Origin of the sequence: Streptomyces sp. AP-93 (genome assembly GCF_022808175.1) — a bacterium.
Lineage (GTDB): Bacteria > Actinomycetota > Actinomycetes > Streptomycetales > Streptomycetaceae > Streptomyces.
In genome coordinates, this window is record NZ_JALGBX010000017.1 from 48411 (window position 1) to 67646 (window position 19236).

Annotated in this window: 17 protein-coding genes; 10 read left to right on the top strand and 7 right to left on the bottom strand. The window is 72.9% G+C overall.

The genetic code is table 11. From position 1 onward, the window contains the following. Window positions 1-69: 69 nt before the first annotated feature. Complete coding sequence (locus MTF69_RS26075; RefSeq protein ID WP_308401453.1) at window positions 70-744, top strand: chaplin; 675 nt, start codon at window positions 70-72, stop codon at window positions 742-744. Here MTF69_RS26075 and MTF69_RS26080 read toward each other — a convergent pair. Continuing rightward, entirely contained in the window at window positions 737-1411 is a 675-nt protein-coding gene (locus MTF69_RS26080) for a DUF2293 domain-containing protein (protein WP_243338301.1), read from the bottom strand. The two genes, MTF69_RS26075 and MTF69_RS26080, sit on opposite strands and share 8 nt — an antisense overlap. A gap of 140 nt (window positions 1412-1551) precedes the next feature. Here MTF69_RS26080 and MTF69_RS26085 point away from each other — a divergent pair, with 140 nt between their 5' ends. Further along, window positions 1552-1941 carry a cupin domain-containing protein gene (locus tag MTF69_RS26085; RefSeq protein ID WP_308401454.1) on the top strand — a complete coding sequence of 130 codons (390 nt, stop codon included), beginning with the start codon at window positions 1552-1554 and terminating at the stop codon, window positions 1939-1941. 77 nt (window positions 1942-2018) lie between these two features. Here the strand turns inward: MTF69_RS26085 and MTF69_RS26090 are convergent, their stop codons facing one another. Beyond that, window positions 2019-3464: a WGR domain-containing protein gene (locus MTF69_RS26090; RefSeq protein WP_243338304.1), complete on the bottom strand. Its 1446-nt coding sequence runs from the start codon at window positions 3462-3464 to the stop codon at window positions 2019-2021. Window positions 3465-3555: 91 nt separating this feature from the next. Between MTF69_RS26090 and MTF69_RS26095 the strand changes: the two genes are divergently transcribed. Together MTF69_RS26095 and MTF69_RS26100 are read left to right on the top strand one after the other, a co-directional pair. Continuing rightward, window positions 3556-4242, top strand: a complete 687-nt coding sequence (locus tag MTF69_RS26095) for a uridine kinase (protein WP_243338306.1) — start codon at window positions 3556-3558, stop codon at window positions 4240-4242. Between the two features lie 238 nt (window positions 4243-4480). Beyond that, a complete protein-coding gene (locus MTF69_RS26100) occupies window positions 4481-5131 on the top strand; it encodes a hypothetical protein (protein WP_243338308.1) in 651 nt (216 codons plus the stop codon). A gap of 39 nt (window positions 5132-5170) precedes the next feature. Here the strand turns inward: MTF69_RS26100 and MTF69_RS26105 are convergent, their stop codons facing one another. Further along, a complete protein-coding gene (locus MTF69_RS26105; RefSeq protein ID WP_243338310.1) occupies window positions 5171-6163 on the bottom strand; it encodes a PfkB family carbohydrate kinase in 993 nt (330 codons plus the stop codon). Further along, window positions 6160-7122 carry a pseudouridine-5'-phosphate glycosidase gene (locus MTF69_RS26110; protein ID WP_243338312.1) on the bottom strand — a complete coding sequence of 321 codons (963 nt, stop codon included), beginning with the start codon at window positions 7120-7122 and terminating at the stop codon, window positions 6160-6162. Before MTF69_RS26110 ends, MTF69_RS26105 begins: the two co-directional genes overlap by 4 nt. Window positions 7123-8069: 947 nt before the next feature. Here MTF69_RS26110 and MTF69_RS26115 point away from each other — a divergent pair. Next, window positions 8070-8465 carry a cupin domain-containing protein gene (locus MTF69_RS26115; protein ID WP_243338314.1) on the top strand — a complete coding sequence of 132 codons (396 nt, stop codon included), beginning with the start codon at window positions 8070-8072 and terminating at the stop codon, window positions 8463-8465. On the opposite strand, the gene MTF69_RS26120 is transcribed toward MTF69_RS26115, so the two are convergent. The 3 genes from MTF69_RS26120 to MTF69_RS26130 form a co-directional block, all read right to left on the bottom strand. After that, complete coding sequence (locus MTF69_RS26120) at window positions 8459-9754, bottom strand: MFS transporter (RefSeq protein ID WP_243338316.1); 1296 nt, start codon at window positions 9752-9754, stop codon at window positions 8459-8461. The genes MTF69_RS26115 and MTF69_RS26120 overlap by 7 nt on opposite strands. A gap of 144 nt (window positions 9755-9898) precedes the next feature. Further along, window positions 9899-10468: a methylated-DNA--[protein]-cysteine S-methyltransferase gene (locus MTF69_RS26125; protein ID WP_243338319.1), complete on the bottom strand. Its 570-nt coding sequence runs from the start codon at window positions 10466-10468 to the stop codon at window positions 9899-9901. 74 nt (window positions 10469-10542) lie between these two features. After that, window positions 10543-11427, bottom strand: a complete 885-nt coding sequence (locus MTF69_RS26130) for a glycerophosphodiester phosphodiesterase family protein (RefSeq protein WP_243338321.1) — start codon at window positions 11425-11427, stop codon at window positions 10543-10545. Between the two features lie 243 nt (window positions 11428-11670). Between MTF69_RS26130 and uvrB the strand changes: the two genes are divergently transcribed. From uvrB to MTF69_RS26155, 5 genes are all read left to right on the top strand, one after another. After that, window positions 11671-13830: an excinuclease ABC subunit UvrB gene (gene uvrB, locus MTF69_RS26135; RefSeq protein ID WP_243338322.1), complete on the top strand. Its 2160-nt coding sequence runs from the start codon at window positions 11671-11673 to the stop codon at window positions 13828-13830. An 87-nt stretch (window positions 13831-13917) separates the two neighbouring features. Continuing rightward, entirely contained in the window at window positions 13918-14496 is a 579-nt protein-coding gene (locus MTF69_RS26140; RefSeq protein WP_243338324.1) for a TerD family protein, read from the top strand. A gap of 129 nt (window positions 14497-14625) precedes the next feature. Then, complete coding sequence (locus MTF69_RS26145; RefSeq protein ID WP_243338326.1) at window positions 14626-16647, top strand: TerD family protein; 2022 nt, start codon at window positions 14626-14628, stop codon at window positions 16645-16647. Window positions 16648-16914: 267 nt separating this feature from the next. Then, entirely contained in the window at window positions 16915-17907 is a 993-nt protein-coding gene (locus MTF69_RS26150; protein ID WP_243338328.1) for a TerC family protein, read from the top strand. A gap of 91 nt (window positions 17908-17998) precedes the next feature. Next, window positions 17999-19228 carry a serine hydrolase gene (locus MTF69_RS26155; protein ID WP_243338331.1) on the top strand — a complete coding sequence of 410 codons (1230 nt, stop codon included), beginning with the start codon at window positions 17999-18001 and terminating at the stop codon, window positions 19226-19228. The last annotated feature ends 8 nt before the right edge of the window (window positions 19229-19236 follow it).

The window sequence follows — 19236 nt, forward strand, 5'->3', positions numbered from 1 at the left end:
GCCCGTGGACCCTTCCGGAAGGCAGGAAAACTGATGCGTCACAGTCGTCGGAATGGCTTGATCGCTGCGGTGGTTGCGGGGGGTGGACTCGCGGTCGCGGGTGTGGGCGGCTTCGCCCACGCCGACGCGGAGGCGGGCGGGCAGGCCGTGCGTTCGCCGGGGGTGCTGTCGGGGAATCTGCTGCAACTGCCGGTGAGCGCCCCGGTGAACGTGTGCGGGAACACCGTGAGCGTGGTCGGCGTGCTCAACTCGGCAGCCGGGAACCGGTGTGTCAACGCGGACCAGGGCGGTGGGAAGCCGGGCAAGCCTGGTCATCACGGGTCGCGGCCGTCCGACCTCTCGCACCCCTCGAAACCCGGCGCCGGAAACGGTGCGGGGAACGGCGGGCCGGGCCGGGGTGCGGTGGCCGATGGGCGGGGAAAGGATTCGCCGGGGCTGCTCTCCGGCAACGGGCTCCAGCTTCCGGTCGAGGTGCCGGTCAACATCAGCGGCAACGCGGTGAGCGTCGTCGGCGTCGGCAACTCCTCCGGGGGCAACACCTCCGTCAACGGCCCGGCCCCGGTCGTCGGCAAGCCCGTCCAGCCGCCCGCCGCCGTGCGGCCGGTCACCCCGCCGGCCCCGCCTCGCAGCCACCCCTCGGCCCTCGCCCACACCGGGGCCGAGAACGTCGGCTACCTGCTGTCCGGCGGCGGCGCCATGCTGCTCGGCGGGGTGCTGCTCTACCGCCGGTTCCGGCTCAACTAGCCTGCGCGGGCGCCTGGGGAGCCGCCCGCCAGCCGTCCAGGATCGCGTCGATCCGGGGCGCCAGCCGGGCCCGGGCCGCGAACCGCGGCACGCCCCCCATCAGCAGGGCGTCGTACTCGGTGTCGAGGTGCCGCACGGCCGCCCGTACCGCCGCGTACACGGCCGGCGGGTCCAGGGCCCGGCCTGCCGCGCTGCGGCCCACCCGGCCGCTGCCGCGCACCGAGGCGTGCGCGGCGATGGCCTGGGCCCGGCCGGCGGGGCACCCGGGGAACAGCCGCAGAATCTCGGCGGCGAAGGCCGCCGTGAACCGGGTGTCCTCGGCCGCGCGGCGCAGCCGGTCGCGCTCCCGGCGGCGGGCCCGCGCTTCGGCGTCCGCGAGGCAGGCCCGCTCGGCCCGGGCCAGGGCCGCGTCCTCGACGAGGATCCCCAGGCGCTCGTAGCGACGGCGGCGCCGGTGGAAGCGGACGACGACGGCGGACAGCGGACTGGCCTCGTGGGCCCGCCGGGTGAGGGCCGCGTTGCCGCGCGGCAGGTAGACGAGGTGTCCGAGGTCGGCGCAGTCCAGGCAACGGGGCACGCCGGCCTCGCGGACGAGGCGGCCCAGTGGTCCCTGCCTGCACTCCGCGCAGTGGATCTGCTTCGTCGACTCGAAAACGACCAGGCTCATGCCGAAGTGATACCGCCGATCCGGCCGTATATCACCTTGTAAGAACGGGTAGTTGCGGTTTCACAGAGTCTTCCCTGACCTCATGGTGTCCTCCTACCGTGAGTCGAGTGGGCCGCGGCCGGTCCATGGAGGAGGGAAACATGGCTGGACGGCAGGCGACGGCCGGGCGCCCGAGGGTTGCGGGCCGGCGTCCGAAAGCGGAGGTGGCCTCCGACCTCGTGGTGAGAGAGGTCGAGATAGAGCCCGGCGGCTGCACCGGCTGGCATTACCACCGCGTCCCGCTGATAGCGGTGGTCAAGTCCGGCATCCTGACCCGGATCCTGCGCGACGGCACGGTCGAGGTGCATCACACCGGCACCAGCTTCGTCGAGCCCGCCGGTCGCCGCCACGTCCACCTCGGCCGCAACCTCGGCACCGAGCCGGTCGTGCTCTGCGTGACCGCCGCCCTCGCCGAGGGCGACCCCTTCGCGCTGCCCGCCGAGGCCCCACCCGGGGCCACGCCCTGCGCGTGCCCCACGCGGACGCGGTGAGATCGGGCCCGGTGAGCTCCGGCCAGGTGAGATCCGGCCCGTCGCCCTCGCCCCCCCGTGAAGCTTCCGGTCACCGCTCAGACGAGTCGGCGGATCTCCCCGCGCACGCGGTAGAAGCCCCCGGCCGCCGGGTGCAGGCCGTCCACCACGTACCGGGCGCCGGGCTCCCGTATCCCGCGCGGGAACTGCACGTTCCAGGAGGGCTCGAACCCGCCCGACACGACCTGTACGCGCATCCGCTGGCCCTGCTGCACGCACTCCACGACCACACCGCCCGCGGGCACCGAGGACACGGACACCGTCGCCACCGAGGCGGGGGTGACGGCCGGGGTGAAGACGGGCAGGGCGGCCGCCGACTTCACGTCCACGGGCGTCGGCACCGTCCCCTCCCGTGCGGCTGCGATCGCGGCCTCGCTCGCGTCCACGCACACCAGCGAACCGTCCGTGGTCACCAAGTACAGCCGCTCGTCCAGATACTGCATGGACAGCGCGGCCCCGCTGCCGGTGCCCAGCTTCCACAGCCGCCGCCCGTCGGCGTCGAAGCAGTACACGGACGACGCCAGGTCGCCGGCGAAGACGTGCCGGCCGTCCGGCGAGGTCGCGCACGAGTAGACCGCCGCGTCGCACCGGTACGAGGCCTCCAGCGCGCCCGTCGCCTTCGACAGCCGCTGCACGGTGTTGCGGCCGGTCCCCGCGTACACCGCGTGGTCCTCCTGCCAGCCGAACAGCACCGCCCCGTCGGTCTGCGTGTGCCACAACTCCCGCCCGCCGTCCGGGGCGTAGGCCGTGACCCCCTTGCCGTGGCCGTGGTAGACCGCCCGCTCGTCCGCGCGCACCATCCACGCGTTCGTACCGGCCGAGCGCCGCGACCACTGGAACTCGTCCTCGTGGTCGATGACCGTCAGCCCGCCGTTGCGGTCGGACACGTTCAGCACGCCCTCGCGGATGTCGAGCCAGAAGATGTCCACGTCGGCCGCGATGTCGTACGCCCCGAACGGCACCTTCGAGGACAGGTCGTAGACCGTGCCGTCGTCACAGCCCGCGTAGATCCAGAACTCGTCCGCCACCAGGCACTTCACCCCGTCCGGCAGCGAGTACCGGGCCAGCACCTCACCGCCGTGGCTCACCGTGTAGACGTCGCCGGCCTGGTTGCCGACCCAGCAGCGGTCCTCGTCGACGTGGATCCCGAAGGCGGAGGACCCCGTACGCAGCCGCCACAGCACGGGGGCCGTCGCGCGTGCGGTGGACGGCGTCGAGGTCACTTGGCGGCGCGTCACCGACCGGGCCGCGCGGGCTCCCCGCACCGCCGGGGCATAGCCCTTGCGGACCTTCTCGCCGACCTTCTTGGCGGCGGCCGCCCGTGCCTTCTCGGCGGTCGGGAAGGAGGAGTTCTGCAGCTGGCCGTCCGCGCCGATGCGTCCGTACCGCACCGAGACGGCGGTGCCGTCGAGGGTGACCTCGTAGAACTTGTGGGCTCCGCCGTCCTCCTGGGACAGCTCCAGATACGTCGTCTCCCGAGCCATGACAGACCCCTCCCCAAGGCCGGGCCACCGGCCCCTGTGCGCCGGTGATCCCTCTCGAAAAACGTTAGGGGCCACCACTGACAATGGGCTGGTGCAGCTGGAAGCGATCACATGGCAGCGGATGGCCGAGCGGCTCGCCGGTCACCTCGACGACAACGACAACGACAACGAGAAGGGCAGCGGCGAGAGCGAGACCGGCCCGGGGGACCGGTGGCAGCGCGTGGGCATCGACGGGGCGCCCGCCGCCCGCACCGGCGTCCTCGCGGCGGAGCTCGCCGACGCGCTGCGCCTGCGCGGGCGTTCGGTCCTGGTCGTGGCGGCCGAGGGCTTCCTGCGCCCGGCCTCCCTGCGCTTCGAGTTCGGCCGCGAGGACGTCGACTCCTACCTCGACGGCTGGTACGACACGGCGGCGCTCTGGCGGGAGGTCTTCGGCCCGACCGACCCCGGCGGCACCGGCCGGGTGCTGCCCGACCTCTGGGACCCGGCCACCGACCGGGCGACCCGCAGCCCCTACGCCGAACTCCCGCCAGGCGGCGTACTCATCGTGCACGGCCCGCTGCTGCTGAGCCACTGGTTCCCCTTCGACCTCAGCGTCCACATCGGCCTCTCCCCGGGCGCGCTCGCCCGCCGCACCGAGGAGTCCGCCCGCTGGACCCTCCCCGCCTTCGCACGCTACGAGGCCGAGACCGCCCCGGCGGACCGGGCCGACGCCCTGGTCCGCGCCGACGATCCGCGCCACCCGGCCTGGACGGGCCTGCGGCCGGGCCGCACCGGCTGACTCCGCGGGACTGCCGCGCTGACGCCGGCGCCCGTCCATGCACGTTGGCGTTCCACTGCATGCCTCTGCGTGCCACTGCGTACCCCCGCCCCGTCACGGAGGTCCGGGAACCGCAACAGGGGGATTCCGGCACGGTGACGATCGGTTCCGGCCATCGCTCCGGCCGGAACCGCGCGCTACGTTGACGGCACGCTTCGACGGCGCCACCCCGGTGGCGCCTTGGCAGAGGGAGAAGGCAATGCGCGGACACGGCACGGCGGTTCGGGGCGCGAGACGGGTGCGCACGCAGGCGGCGCTCGCCGCGTTGGCCCTGTGCGGGACCCTGGCCCTCACGGCGTGCAACGGTGACGAGGAGGCCGGCGCGCCGGGAACCCCCGCGAGTCCCGCCACCAGCGCGGCGGCCACGGGCACCACCTCGCCGTCGGCCTCGCCGTCGCCCTCCCCGGCCCCGTCGAAGAAGCCGACCCCGGCCGCCACTCCGCCCGCCACCGCGACCGTCACCCCGGCCGGCACGAAGAAGGCGCCGACGCCCGGTTCCACCTGCGACCACAAGATGCCGATCTCGCCCGACGAGGTCGCCGTCTACCGCTACACCCCCGAAGGCGGGGTCCACAGCCTGATCATCAAGCACGGCAACTGGGGCTGCGCCGCCCCCGGCAAGGATTCCGCCCCCTTCGAGACCACCGGCAAGGAAACCTTCCTCAACATCGCAGAGGATGCCAAGATCACGGCCGTCACCCCCATCATCGCCAGCCCGGTGAGCAAGCCGATCACGCTCCAGCAGCTCATCGACTGGCTGATCGCCCACCCGAACCAGGGCCGTGTCTTCCGCTACCACCTGGACAGCGCGGGCGTGATCGACTGGATGGACCAGCAGTACACGTCGTAACACCCACAGGTGCGGCCGTACGGTCTTCCCCAGTTCTCCCTACGGCCGCCCGCCCAGCCGGGTCACCGCCAGCGCGGCCGCCCGGCAGCCGGCCCCCGCGGCCCACGCCGAGCCCGCTCCGGCCAGCCGGGCCGCGAGGAACGCACCCGTGAAGGCGTCCCCGGCGCCAGTGGAATCCACCGCCTCGGCGCTCTCCGCCGCGACCTCGGCCGTCACCCGGCCGTCCTCGGCGATGAGCGCTCCGGCCCCGCCCCGGGTGACCACCACCAACGGCACCCGCCGGCTCAGCTCCGCCGCGGCCCGAGCGACCGCGGCTCGCGCGACCGCGGCCGGCCGATCCGGCGGCCTGATCGCCCCGGTCGCCCCGGTTGCCCCCGTCGCCCCGGTCGCCCCCGGCGACCCCGCGAGCAGCAGCGCCTCGTCCTCGTTCGGCAGCAGTACGCCGGCCCCCGCCGCGGCGGCAAGGAAGCGCTCCGGACCCAGCGCGGCCAGGAACCCCGCCGAGGCCGGATCCACGCTCACCGGTACGTTCCGGGCACGGGCCGCCCGTAGCGCGATCAGGGCCAGCTCCCGGCTCGCGTCGGCGAAGAACAGGTAGCCCGACAGGTGGAGATGGGCGACTCCGTCCAGCAGTCCGGGCTCCCAGTCGGCGGCGGAGAGCCGCAGCGAGGCCCCGCTGTCGGTCAGGAAGGTCCGCTCCGCGTCCTCGCCGACCAGCGCGACCACCGTCCCGGTCGGCTCGGCGGGATCGATCACCAGCCTCGGCCGCACCCCCGCGTCGAGCAGCGCCCGCTCGTGCCACCCGGCCGAGTCGGCGCCGACCCGCGCGAGGAGGCGTACCTCCGCGGCGCCCGCGTGGGCGGCCCAGCAGGCCGCGTTGGCCCCGGCGCCGCCCGGCAGGGTGCGGATCCGGGCCGGGGTGTCGGTACCCGGAGCCAGCGGCTCCGCATGCACTGCCACGACATCCGTCACCACGTCCCCCACGACGAGCAGCGCCCCCGGCCCGGCGGGAGCGGCCGGCGCCGCGGTCACGGCCGCGCCGCCCAGGCCCGCGCGATCCGGGCCCCGAGGCGCACGTTGCCCCGTACCGCCGCGAGGTTGGCCTCCAGGGAGGCCCCGCCCGTCGCGCGCACCAGGAACCCCAGCAGGAACGGCGTCACCGCCTGCCCCGTGATGCCCCGCTCCCGGCACTCCGACAGCGCCTCGGCCAGGACCCGGTCGTGGAGCTCCGGATCGAGCTGCCGCTCCCGCGCCACCGGATGGGCCACGAGCAGCGCCGACTCCGCGCCGCCGAGGCGGTCCTGAGCGGCCATCACGGCCGCCACCTCCTCCGGGCGGTGGACCGTCCAGTCCACCGGCTCGCCGGAATCGGCCAGGTAGAACCCGGGGAAACGATCCGTCCCGTAGCCGAGGACCGTCACCCCCAGCGTCTCCAGCCGCTGGAGCGTCGCGGGCACGTCCAGGATCGACTTCACCCCCGCGCACACCACGGTGATCCGGGTCCGCGCCAGCAGCGCGAGGTCCGCCGACTCGTCCTGCGACCGCGTCCAGTCCCGGTGGACGCCGCCGAGCCCGCCGGTGGCGAAGACCCGCAGTCCCGCCCGCGCGGCGAGGAAGGCCGTGGCCGAGACCGTGGTCGCGCCCGTCGCCCCAGTGGCGAGGGCGGGGGCCAGATCCCGGTGGCCGAGCTTGCGCACGCCCTCGCCGCCCGCGATCCGCTCCAGCCGGGCCTTGTCCAGCCCGGCGTACGCCACCCCGTCGACGACCGCGATCGTCGCCGGAACGGCTCCCTCCGCCCGGACGAGCTCCTCCAGTTCCAGACCGACCGCCAGATTGCGGGGGCGGGGCAGGCCGTGGGCGAGGATGGTGGACTCCAGCGCCACGACGGGCTGCCGGCGCTCCAGCGCCTCGCGCACCTCCTCCGACAGGACCGGGACCGCGGCCGGGACGGGGGACGGCGCCGTGTGCTCAGATGCAGTGTGCTGTGACATGTCCCCATCCCTGGCACGCGATCCGGCACCCCAAACGCCCGGACGCCGCAGCGGCGCGAACCCGCCCCGGTGGCGTGCCCGCATGAGCCCTCAGGACGCACCGGCCTCCCGGGACCCGGACACCTTCCACGACGAACTCGCCGACCGCCACGACCTGCTGTATGCCGACCGGCGAGCGCGCACCGCCCGCCCGGGCCGCGCTCGGTCACTGCGTCACCGGCACGGACCCGAGGCAGCCCGGCTCCGTCGCCCGCGAGGCGGGGGCGCGGGGGGCTGGGGGTGGCGCCGCGTCGGCCTGGACGTCTGCGGGTGTGCCGCTGCGCGGGGCGAAGTCCCCTACCCGCCCTTCGCCCGTTCCCGGGCTCCGCCCGGACCCCGGTCCTCAAGCGCCGGACGGGCTGAGGAGGGGTACCGGGCTGCGCCCGGACCCCCTGGGGCTCCGCCCCAGACCCCGCGCCTCAAACGCCGGCGAGGCTGGATTTCGCCCGGCGTCAGCCTGCACGTGCGCGTCAGCGCGCTGGATTGCCGGGGCAATTCCAGCCCCGTCGGCGTATCCAGCCTCGCCGGCGTTTGAGGCGCAGGGGTCCGGGGACTGGTCCCCGGCAACGGCGCCGCACACGGCAAGGGTCCGGGCGCAGCCCGGGGAACGGGCGAAGGGCGGGTAGGGGACCCCGGCCCCGCAGGGCCGAACCACCCGCACCCGCCCACCGGACCCCGCGCCGGGACGGCAGTGGCGCGGGCCCCGACCGGCCACCGCCGGACGGAGCCAGGCGCCGCCGGGCGAAGCCCGCGTAGCGGTGCGAGGTCGGCGTCAAGAAGGAAACTCCGGGTTCCACCAGCCGGTGCTCACCGCGCGACGCCGCTCGACAGGGTGACGGGTGGGCCGGGCGCGCGCTGGACGCTCTGGTCACCCCGGCGCGCCCGGTGTCCGGATTAGGCTCCCGGACATGAGCACAACTGATCACCACGACGTCCCTGTCCCCGCCCCCGCCCCCGCCTCCTTCGCCGTTTCCGTGACGGATTTCCCGGACTCCGAGCTGGAGGTGGACGAGCTCGACCCCGCGCAGATCGTCTCCGGGAACCCCGTGGTGACGGGCAAGGTGCTGTGGGAGGCGCCGGACGGCTCGCAGGTGCGCGGGATCTGGCAGATCACCCCCGGCGTGGTCACCGACACCGAGGCGAACGAGCTGTTCGTGGTCGTGAGCGGCCGGGCCACCGTCGAGGTGGAGGGCGGCGAGACGCTGGAGGTCGGCCCGGGCTCCGCTTGCGTCCTGCGGGAGGGCGACAAGACCACCTGGACGGTCCACGAGACCCTCCGCAAGGCCTACCACATCAGCTACTGATCGGTAGGGGAGGCCTTCGCGGGACGGCGGCGCGAGGTGAACAGCGCGAGCGCCGCCATCGGCAGCAGCAGGGCGGCGGCGGCCGCGTTGAGCCAGCCGTACCCCGCCTGGGACATGACCAGCCCGGCGGCGGCGCCGCCGACCCCGGCGGCCGTGTTCATGGTGAGGTCGCCCAGCCCCTGTACGGCGGCACGCGCGGGCTGCGGCACCGAGTCGGTCAGCAGCGCCGAGCCGGAGACCATGCCGGCGGACCAGCCCAGTCCGAGCAGGAAGAGGCCGACGCCGCTCTGGGTGTGGTTCCCGTCGGCGGTGCCGGCGAGCAGCGCGGCGATGGACAGCAGCCCGGCGGCGAGCCCGATCACGGACAGCCGGCCGATCCGGTCCGCGAGCCAGCCCATTACCGGCGAGAAGCCGAACATGCCGGCGATGTGCCCGCTGATGACGAGCCCGATGAGCTGGAGCCCGGCTCCGTGGTGCCCGAGGTCGACCGGGGTCATCACCATGATCGAGACCATGGTGGTGTGTGACACCGCGATGGTGAGCAGCGCGAGCCGGGCCCGGGGGGAGGCCTTGACGGCCGCGAACCCGGCGCGCAGCGAACGCCCGGCGCGGGTCTGGTCCTCGGCCGGGGCGAGCGCGCGGGCCGTCAGCAGCGGGTCCGGGCGCAGGAGTACGCCGATCAGCGTGGCGGTGAGCAGGAAGACGGCGCCGGCCCAGATGAAGGGCCCCGCCGTCGGGGGTATGGAGGTGCCGGCGAAGCTGCGGCTGGCCGGGGCGGAGAGGTTGGGGCCGAGCACGGCGCCGATGGTGGAGGCCCAGACGACGACGGAGATCGCCCGTGCCCGGTGGTCCGGCTCGGCGAGGTCGGCGGCGGCGAAGCGGGCCTGGAGGTTGGCGGAGGAGGCGGCTCCGAAGGCGGCCATGCCGAGCATCAGCAGCGGGAAGCTCTTGATCGAGGCGGCGAGGACGACGAGGGCGGCACCGGCCGCGCCGATCACGTAGGCCAGGACCAGGCCGGGCCGGCGGCCGCGCGCGGTCATCAGCGCGGCGAGCGGCAGGGAGACGGCCGCGGTGCCGATCACGGAGGCGGTCGAGGCGAAGCCGGAGAGCGACTCCGTCCCGCTGACCTCGGTGGCCAGGACCGGGGCCAGGGCGATGCTGATGGGCACGCCGATCCCGCCCAGCACCTGGCCGGCGATCAGTACCCCGGAGGTGCGGCGCCGCAGCCTGGGCAGGTCGGCGGCGGTGAACGTGACGGCGGGCCGGGCGGTGCCGGGCGCGGTGCTCACGCGGTCCACCCCCGACACGGATGCGGAGGGGCTGCGGGTGCGGCGCAAGGTGTGGTCACCGCCGCAGTTTCGCACCCCTCCCCAGGCGGGCGGAACAGGGTTTCGGGGAGCACGGGGAGCACCGGGAGCACGGCCCGTCCCCCCTCAGAACAGCGGCTGGGGGAGGACCCCCTCCAGGGCCAGCAGGCGGCGCTTGGTCTCCACGCCGCCGCCGAAGCCGCCGATGCCCCCGTCGTTCTCCACGACCCGGTGGCAGGCCACCACCAGGGGCAGCGGGTTCGAGCCCATGGCGTTGCCGACGGCCTGGGCCGCGCCCGGGGCCCCGGCCCGGGCGGCCAGCTCGCCGTACCCCACGACCGCCCCGTAGGGCACGGTGCGGTCCAGCACCAGCAGGACCTGCCGGTTGAAGCCGGAGCTCAGCCGCCAGTCCAGCGGCAGCTCGAAGCGGCGCAGCGTACCGGCGAAGTAGGCGTCCAGCTGGCGTATCGGCTCGGCCAGCAGCACCTCCACGCCCGGCGGCGGGCGCCATGCGTCGGCACCGAGGCGGGAGATCAGCGCCCCGATCATCTTCTCGGCCCGGTCCGGTCCGGCATGGAACTCGATCTTGACCAGGCCCTCGGGGGTGGCGGCGAGGAGCAGCGCCCCGATGCCGATGCCGCCGCTGTCGACGACGGTCCATTCGAGGTACGGCCCGCGGGGCTCAGGAGTGTCCACCCCTTCACCGTACGGCGCCCCACTGACAACGCTGACAACGCTGACAACGCCGACAACGCTGACGGCCCTGCCCGTCAGTAGCCGCCGACCGCTTCCCGTACGACGTCGGGGTTGTCGGTGATGATCCCGTCCACGCCCATGTCCTGGACCTTCCGGGCGGTCGCGGCGTCGTTCACGATCCAGGTGTCCACTTCGAGCGCCTTGCCGTGGGCGCCGAGCAGCCCGTGCACCGCGGCGACCCAGTCGCTGTCGATGGTGGTGTGCCAGGGGTTGATCCGGTCGGTGAACTCGGCGTACCGCGGCAGGTCGGCGAGGGCCGGGGTGCCGAGGAAGGCCGTGACCAGGTCGGGGCGCAGTTCGTGCACGGTGCGGACCGAGGTGGCGCTGAAGCTCTGGACCACCAGCCGGCGGGCCACGTGGTCTTCTTCGAGCCAGCCGGTCTCGCCCAGCACGTCCAGGGTCTGCCGCTCGATCCCCGGGTAGAGCTCCGGCTTCTTGATCTCCAGGAGCAGCCGCTGCTGGTTGCGCTGGACCCGGTTCATGTACGCCCGCAGGGTCGGTACGCGGGCGCCCGCGAACTCCTGCCCGAACCAGCTGCCCGCGTCCAGCCGGGCGATCTCCGCCGCGGTGAAGTCCTTCACCCGCCAGGGCTTGCGGTCGGGGAACACCTCCTCGACGTCGGTCGTCCGGGCCAGGGTCTCGTCGTGGATGACCACGAGCTCCCCGTCCCTGGTGCGCTGGACGTCGTTCTCCACCCAGTCGAACCCCATCTCCATGGCGAGGTCGATCGCCTCCAGGGTGTTCTCCGGGGCGTACGCCGAAGCCCCCCGGTGGGCGTACACGATCGGGTTGGACAGCCAGTCCGGACCGGGTGCGGCCGAGGCGGAGCCCGCAGCGCACACGGTCAGGGTGAGTCCAAGGAAGGCGGCGGTGGCCGCGGCGGCTGATCGGACGTACATGCGCGTTCTCCTCGGGTCAGGGGCCCTGCTCCTGCCGTCAAACGGGCGCGGAGCGGCATTCGTTGCGGCGGGGCACTGGCGGCGGTGCGTTTCCGACGCACTTTCAGGGAGAGCCGCGTACGGCGATCATGGGGTTGGCGATCACCGGGCCGCCACCGAACTACGACAAACGGACCACGCCCGCACGGCTCCGCCCGGGGCGGGCGTGCCTCGGGTGTCAGTGGGGGGTCGTACGGTTGACCCATGCGGCCCGTATCGAAGATCGAACGCACGGTGGCGCCTTTCGAGGTCGTCAGCTCCTACACGCCCAGCGGCGACCAGCCGGCGGCCATCGCCGAGCTGGAGAAGCGCATCCGTGCAGGTGAGAAGGATGTCGTGCTGCTCGGCGCGACCGGAACCGGCAAGTCGGCGACGACCGCCTGGATGATCGAGAAGCTCCAGCGGCCCACCCTGGTGATGGCGCCGAACAAGACGCTCGCCGCCCAGCTGGCGAACGAGTTCCGCGAGCTCCTGCCGAACAACGCGGTCGAGTACTTCGTCTCGTACTACGACTACTACCAGCCCGAGGCGTACGTACCGCAGTCGGACACCTACATCGAGAAGGACTCCTCGATCAACGAGGAGGTGGAGCGGCTGCGCCACTCCGCGACCAATTCCCTCCTCACCCGGCGCGACGTCATCGTCGTCGCCTCCGTGTCCTGCATCTACGGCCTCGGCACCCCGCAGGAGTACGTGGACCGGATGGTCCCCCTCAAGGTCGGTGAGGAGATGGACCGGGACCAGCTCCTGCGCCGCTTCGTCGACATCCAGTACACCCGCAACGACGTGGCCTTCACCCGGGGCACCTTCCGGGTGCGCGGCGACACCATCGAGATCTTCCCGGTCTACGAGGAACTGGCCGTCCGCATCGAGATGTTCGGCGACGAGATCGAGGCCCTGTCCACCCTGCACCCGCTGACCGGCGAGGTGATCAGCGAGGACCGCGAGCTCTACGTCTTCCCCGCCAGCCACTACGTCGCCGGCCCCGAGCGCATGGAGAAGGCGGTCCGCGGCATCGAGGCCGAGCTCGCCGAGCGCCTCGCCGAGCTGGAGAAGCAGGGCAAGATGCTGGAGGCGCAGCGCCTGCGCATGCGCACCACCTACGACCTGGAGATGATGCGCCAGATCGGCTCCTGCTCCGGCATCGAGAACTACTCGCTGCACATGGACGACCGCGAGCGCGGCTCCGCCCCGAACACCCTCATCGACTACTTCCCCGAGGACTTCCTCCTCGTCATCGACGAATCGCACGTCACCGTGCCGCAGATCGGCGCGATGTACGAGGGCGACGCCTCGCGCAAGCGGACCCTGGTCGACCACGGCTTCCGGCTCCCGTCGGCCCTCGACAACCGGCCGCTGAAGTGGGAGGAGTTCCAGGAGCGGATCGGCCAGACCGTCTACCTGTCTGCCACTCCGGGGAAGTACGAGCTCTCGCGCGGCGACGGCTTCGTCGAGCAGATCATCCGCCCGACCGGCCTCATCGACCCCGAGGTCGTGGTCAAGCCCACCGAGGGCCAGATCGACGACTTGGTGCACGAGATCCGCCAGAGGGTGGAGAAGGACGAGCGGGTCCTGGTCACCACCCTCACCAAGAAGATGGCCGAGGACCTCACCGACTACTTCCTGGAGCTCGGCATCCAGGTCCGCTACCTGCACAGCGACGTGGACACCCTGCGCCGCATCGAGCTGCTGCGCGAGCTGCGGGCCGGCGAGTACGACGTCCTGGTCGGCATCAACCTGCTGCGCGAGGGCCTCGACCTGCCCGAGGTGTCGCTGGTGGCGATCCTCGACGCCGACAAGCAGGGCTTCCTGCGCTCCGGCACCTCGCTGATCCAGACCATCGGCCGCGCCGCGCGCAACGTGTCCGGCCAGGTCCACATGTACGCGGACAGCATCACCCCGGCGATGGCGCAGGCCATCGACGAGACCAACCGGCGCCGCGAGAAGCAGGTCGCCTACAACACGGCCAACGGGATCGACCCGCAGCCGCTGCGCAAGAAGATCAACGACATCGTCGCCACCATCGCCCGCGAGGAGCTCGACACCGAGGAGCTCCTCGGCACCGGCTACCGGCAGACGAAGGACGGCAAGGCCCTCAAGGCCCCCGTCCCGGCGCTGGGCGGCAAGGCGGCGCAGGCCGCGTCGGGCGGCAAGGCCGGGGCGAAGGGGGCCAGGGGAGCGAAGGGTCCCGTGGTCGCGACCGACCGTCCCGCCGCCGAACTGGCCGCACTCATCGAGCAGATGACCGAGCGGATGCGGGGCGCGGCCGCGGAGCTGCAGTTCGAGGTCGCGGCCCGGATCCGTGACGAGGTCGGTGAGCTGAAGAAGGAGCTGCGACAGATGAAGGAAGCGGGCCTCGCCTGACCCGGAGGCGGTCAGTAGGGTTGGCACCAGCCGCAGGTACACGCTGCGCACCCCCATCGGGGGAGGGCTATGGAGAGGGGACAGCGCGTGACGGTCAACATGACCAAGGGTCAGGCCATCAATCTGCAGAAGGCGGACGGAGGCACGCTGACCGCGGTCCGGATGGGCCTCGGCTGGCAGGCGGCCAAGCGCCGGGGGCTGTTCGGCTCGCGGACCCGGGAGATCGACCTCGACGCGTCGGCGGTGCTCTTCGCCGACAAGCAGCCCGTGGACGTGGTCTTCTTCCGGCACCTGCAGAGCGACGACGGCTCGGTCAAGCACACCGGTGACAACCTCGTCGGCGGCGTCGGCCAGGGCGGGGACGACGAGTCGATCCTCGTCGACCTGCAGCGCGTGCCGGTGCACATCGACCAGATCGTCTTCACGGTGAACTCCTTCACCGGCCAGACGTTCCAGGAGGTGGAGAACGCCTTCTGCCGCATCGTCGACGAGACCAACGGCCAGGAGCTGGCCCGCTACACGCTGGACGGTGGCGGCCAGTACACCGCTCAGATCATGGCGAAGGTGTCGCGCGTCGGCACCGGCTGGCAGATGACGGCCCTCGGGAACCCGGCCAACGGCCGTACCTTCCAGGACCTGATGCCGTCGATCCTGCCGCACCTGTAAGCAGGACCGGCGGCTCGTCAGAGCACGGCAGCACAGCAGCACCGCAGAGCAGCACCGCAGCACAGCACGGCACGACCGGGCACGATCGAGGGCCCGGCGGAAGAACGGGTACGGGGGAGGGGCTGCACGATGACGGCCGAACTGGTCCGGGGGCAGAACCACCCCTTGTCCCGGAGCCGGGTGGAGGTCAGGGTCTCGGCGGGCACACCCGTGCTCGCCCTGGCCCAGCTCGGCGACGACGCGGGCCGGCTCGCCGGCCCCGGTGCGGTCGCCCACCCGGGCGCCCGCACCCTCCCCGGGCTGGAAGTGCCCGGGGCGGCCTCCGGGCAGCACCGCATAGCGGTCGACCTCGACGCGGTCGCACCGGCCGTCCACCGGGTCGGCTTCGTCCTGGTCCTGCCGCCCGGCGGACCGGGGCACTTCGGCGCGGTCCCCGCCTCCTACGTGTCCGTGGCCGACCCGGAGGGCGCGGAGCTCGCCGGGTACACACTGACCGGACTGGAGACGGAGACCGCCGTCGTGGCCCTTGAGCTGTACCGGCGCCAGGGCGCCTGGAAGGTGCGCGCCGTCGGCCAGGGGTACGCCGCCGGCCTCGGCGCGCTCCTGGCCGACGCCGGGCTGCCCGCCCCGGCCGCGGCCGAACTGGCCGCCGCCGCCCTGGGCGCGGCGCCGGCCGGGGACATCACCCTGGCCGCCCGTCCCGGCGGTCCGGCCCCGACCGTCCCGCGCGGGCTCCGGGCTCCCGACCCGGCTCCGGCTCCGGCGCCGGCCTCGGCTCCGGCCCCGGCCCCGGCCCCGCAGGACGTTCCGCCCGCACCGTCCGCCCCCACGCCCCCGGAGCCGGTCGTCCCGGCCTCCGGAGCCCCGTACGCCGGTACCCCGGGCCCCGTGCCCGCTCAGGGCGCCGACACCGCGGGCGGCCCGCCCACCATCAGCTACGCCCACCCGCGCCGCCGCACCAGCACCGAGCCGCCCGAGCCCGCGCCGCGCCCGGCCGCGCCGACGGGGCCGGGCGAGGCGCCCCGCCCCGTCGCCGGGGACGCGAGCGGCTGGTCCATGGAGGAGCGGCTCTACAACCAGGTCTGGGGCATGTTCGAGGACCTGGCCCGCGCCGTCGCCGCCTACCGCGGCGCCGTCGAGTTCGCCGACTCCCGGATGGACCGCGAGCTCGACGAGGCGCTGTCCGACCCCCGCCACCGGCTCGGCGGCTCCGGCAACGCCGCGCGGGACGCCGCCCGGGCCCGCCGCGAGGAACTGGTCGCGCGGGCGCAGGAAGTCCTCGACCGGGACCTGGTCCAGCTCACCGCCGAGTCCGAGGTGGTCGAGCCCGCGCTGCCCGCCGCGTACGCGCGCTGGGACGATCCGGTCTGGCAGGCGCACTCCGTGCCCGCCGAGGCCCCCCTCGCCCTGCGCCTGGGCGACCTCCACCTGCCCGAGCGGCCCGACCTGCGCATCCCCATGCTGGTCCGGGTCCCGCTGGAGCGCGGGCTGTGGATAGACAACGGCCGTACCGGCTCCGAGGCGGCCATGGCGATGGACACCGACCGGCTGCGCCGGGCCGCCATGGACATGGCCGTCGCGCACGCGGCGCGGATGCTGGCTGCCCACCCCGCCGACCGGTTCGCCGTCCACGTCATCGACGCGGCCGGAGCCGGAGCCGCCTCGCTGGCACCGCTGGTGCGCGCCGGAGTGCTGGCCGGGGCGCCCGCCGCCGGGGCCGCGGGGGTCACCGAGACCCTGGAGCGGCTGACCCGCCGGGTGGACCTCGTACAGATGGCGGTGCGGGCCGGTGCTCCCGAGGACCTGCCGCCCGATGTGGACACCTCCGACCAGCTGCTGATCGTGCACGACTTCCCGCACGGCTTCGACGACCGCGCCGTCACCCGTTTGCGCTACCTCGCCGACGAGGGCCCGGCGGTCGGCGTGCACCTCCTGATGGTCGCGGACCGTGACGAGGCCTCGGCCTACGGGCCGCTGCTGGACCCGCTGTGGCGCTCGCTGATGCGGCTGTCGCCCGTACCGGACAACCACCTCGCCGACCCCTGGGTCCACCACGCCTGGATCTTCGAGCCGGATCTGCCCCCGCAGGGCAGCCGGGTCCTCGACCAGGCGCTGGAGCGGGTCGCGGCGGCCCGGGGCGGCGCGCGGTAGCGGCGGCCGGGCGGTCCGCCGCCCGGCCTCGATGACCGGCCACTGACCAGTTCTTGGGGTCCCCTTTACCTAAAGTGCCTACGACGGGTACCCTGGTGAGCGCGGAGGGGAGTATTCCTGCTTTCCTGCTACGGCGTGCCCGTCAATACGGACTGCAATCGGTCCCGGGGCGCCGGCCCGTGGCCTCCTGGCCGTCCGGGTGGAAGAGACCTCCGGCAGCGATGACGCTGACAAAGTTCTGAGCCATCTGCCGGAGGCGTGTTAATTGTGGACGTTTCGTTGACCCTCTGGGTGCTGACCATTCTTGGTCTGAGCATCCTCATCGGCGCCGATTTCTTCATCGGCCGCAAACCGCACGACGTCTCCATGAAGGAAGCGGGCATCTGGACGGTCGTCTGGATCGCCCTCGCGGTGCTCTTCGGCATCGGCCTGCTGGTGTTCGGCCACGGCCATGCCTCGCAGGAGTTCTTCGCCGGCTTCATCACCGAGAAGTCCCTGAGCGTGGACAACCTCTTCGTCTTCGTCCTGATCATGGCGAAGTTCGCGGTCCCCTCACAGCTCCAGCAGCGCGTGCTGCTGATCGGCGTGCTGATCGCCCTGGTCCTGCGCGCCATCTTCATCGCCGCCGGTGCCGCGATCATCACCAACTTCTCGTGGGTCTTCTACATCTTCGGCGCGTTCCTCATCTACACCGCGTGGAAGCTGATCCAGGAAGCCCGCAAGGACGAGGAGGAAGAGGAGTTCGAGGAGAACCGTCTCCTCAAGTCCATCGAGAAGAAGTTCGGCGTCGCCGACCGCTACCACGGCACGAAGCTCTTCATCCAGAGCAACGGCAAGCGCGTCCTGACCCCGCTGATGGTCGTCATGCTCGCCATCGGCACCACCGACGTGCTGTTCGCCCTGGACTCGATCCCCGCGATCTTCGGCCTCACCCAGGACCCGTACATCGTCTTCACCGCGAACGCCTTCGCGCTGATGGGTCTGCGCCAGCTGTACTTCCTCATCGGCGGCCTGCTCAAGAAGCTGGTCCACCTCAGCTACGGCCTCTCCGTCATCCTCGGCTTCATCGGCATCAAGCTCGTGCTGCACGCCCTGCACGAGTCGGGCCTGCACGTCCCGCAGATCTCCATCCCGGTCTCCCTGGGCGTCATCTGCGGTGTCCTGGTGATCACCACGATCACCAGCCTGATCGCCTCGAAGAAGCAGTCCGAAGCCGAGGCCGCCGAGGCCGCCGCCGGCCCGGAGCGCATCGACGCCTGATCCGGGCCCACCCCGGTCGCCGCGCGACCGGGGTGGCCCGGGCCTAGGCTGAGGATGCTGCCTTGGCCGTCGTGCGACAGGAGGCCCTGCGATGAGGGCGACCCGTATGCGTATGCGCAGGGCCTGCGTGGCCGTCTCGGCCGCCGGCGCACTCCTGGTGCCGGTCGTCGCGGGCACCGCGTACGGGGCCACCGCCCCGGCGCGGTCCGTGTCCGCGGCCCCGTCCCCGGACGCCGATACGGAGTTCCCACAGCTCACCCCCGCCGTCGCGGCCCGACTGGACACGGCCGTCCGCCAGGTCATGGAGCAGGCTCAGGTGCCGGGCGTGACCGTGGGCCTGTGGGCCCCCGGCAAGGGCAGCTACGTGAAGTCCTTCGGTGTGGCCGACAAGGCGACCGGCGAGCCGATGAAGCCCGGTCTCGGGGTCCGGATCGGCAGCGAGACCAAGACGTTCACGGTCACCGCCCTCCTCCAGCTGGTCGACCAGGGCAAGCTCGCCCTGGACGACCCGATCGGCAAGTACATCAGCGGCGTCCCGAACGGGGACCGCATCACCCTGCGCGAACTCGCGGGCATGCGCAGCGGGCTCTTCAACTACAGCGAGGACCCGGGCTTCGACAAGGAGCTCAGCGGCACCTCCACCTTCACGCCGCAGCAGCTGCTCGACATCTCCTTCAAGCATCCGGTGAACTTCGAGCCGGGCGCGAAGTTCGAGTACTCCAACACCAACCTGATCCTGCTCGGCCTGCTGGTGGAGAAGATCACCGGCCGGCCGATCCACGAGGTCATCGGGCAGGACGTGGTGAAGCCCGCCGGGCTGAGCGGCCGCACGCTCTTCCCCGTCGGCAAGGAGTTCCCCGAGCCGCACGCACACGGCTACACCAACGACCTGCCCGGCGGGAAGATCGTGGACGCGACCGACTTCGACCCGTCCTGGGCCTGGGCCGCCGGAGCGATGGTCTCCGACCTGGAGGACCTGCGCAGCTGGGCGAAGACCCTCGCCACCGGCACCCTGCTGACCCCCGAGACCCAGGCCGAGCGGCTGAAGACCCAGCCGATCGGCATCATCCCCGGCGCGGGCTACGGGCTCGGCATCTTCAACGTCCAGGGCTGGATCGGCCACAACGGCTCGCTGCCCGGGTACGAGACGCTGACCGTCTACCTGCCGCAGGAGCAGGCCACCATGGTCGTCGTCCTCAACACCGACGACCTGTACAAGGGCCAGGAGCCCAGCACCCTCTTCGGGGAGGCCGTCACCAGCATCGTGACCCCCGGCCACGTGTACCCGGGACACAAGCCGACCGTGCCCCAGAAGGACTGACCGGATCC

Excerpts from the sequence above, each read along its gene's own strand:
- MTF69_RS26080 (WP_243338301.1), bottom strand. The coding sequence starts at position 1,411 with ATGAGCCTGGTCGTTTTCGAGTCGACGAAGCAGATCCACTGCGCGGAG.
- MTF69_RS26085 (WP_308401454.1), top strand. The coding sequence starts at position 1,552 with ATGGCTGGACGGCAGGCGACGGCCGGGCGCCCGAGGGTTGCGGGCCGG.
- MTF69_RS26090 (WP_243338304.1), bottom strand. The coding sequence starts at position 3,464 with ATGGCTCGGGAGACGACGTATCTGGAGCTGTCCCAGGAGGACGGCGGA.
- MTF69_RS26100 (WP_243338308.1), top strand. The coding sequence starts at position 4,481 with ATGCGCGGACACGGCACGGCGGTTCGGGGCGCGAGACGGGTGCGCACG.
- MTF69_RS26110 (WP_243338312.1), bottom strand. The coding sequence starts at position 7,122 with ATGTCACAGCACACTGCATCTGAGCACACGGCGCCGTCCCCCGTCCCG.
- MTF69_RS26115 (WP_243338314.1), top strand. The coding sequence starts at position 8,070 with ATGAGCACAACTGATCACCACGACGTCCCTGTCCCCGCCCCCGCCCCC.
- MTF69_RS26130 (WP_243338321.1), bottom strand. The coding sequence starts at position 11,427 with ATGTACGTCCGATCAGCCGCCGCGGCCACCGCCGCCTTCCTTGGACTC.
- uvrB (WP_243338322.1), top strand. The coding sequence starts at position 11,671 with ATGCGGCCCGTATCGAAGATCGAACGCACGGTGGCGCCTTTCGAGGTC.
- MTF69_RS26145 (WP_243338326.1), top strand. The coding sequence starts at position 14,626 with ATGACGGCCGAACTGGTCCGGGGGCAGAACCACCCCTTGTCCCGGAGC.
- MTF69_RS26155 (WP_243338331.1), top strand. The coding sequence starts at position 17,999 with ATGAGGGCGACCCGTATGCGTATGCGCAGGGCCTGCGTGGCCGTCTCG.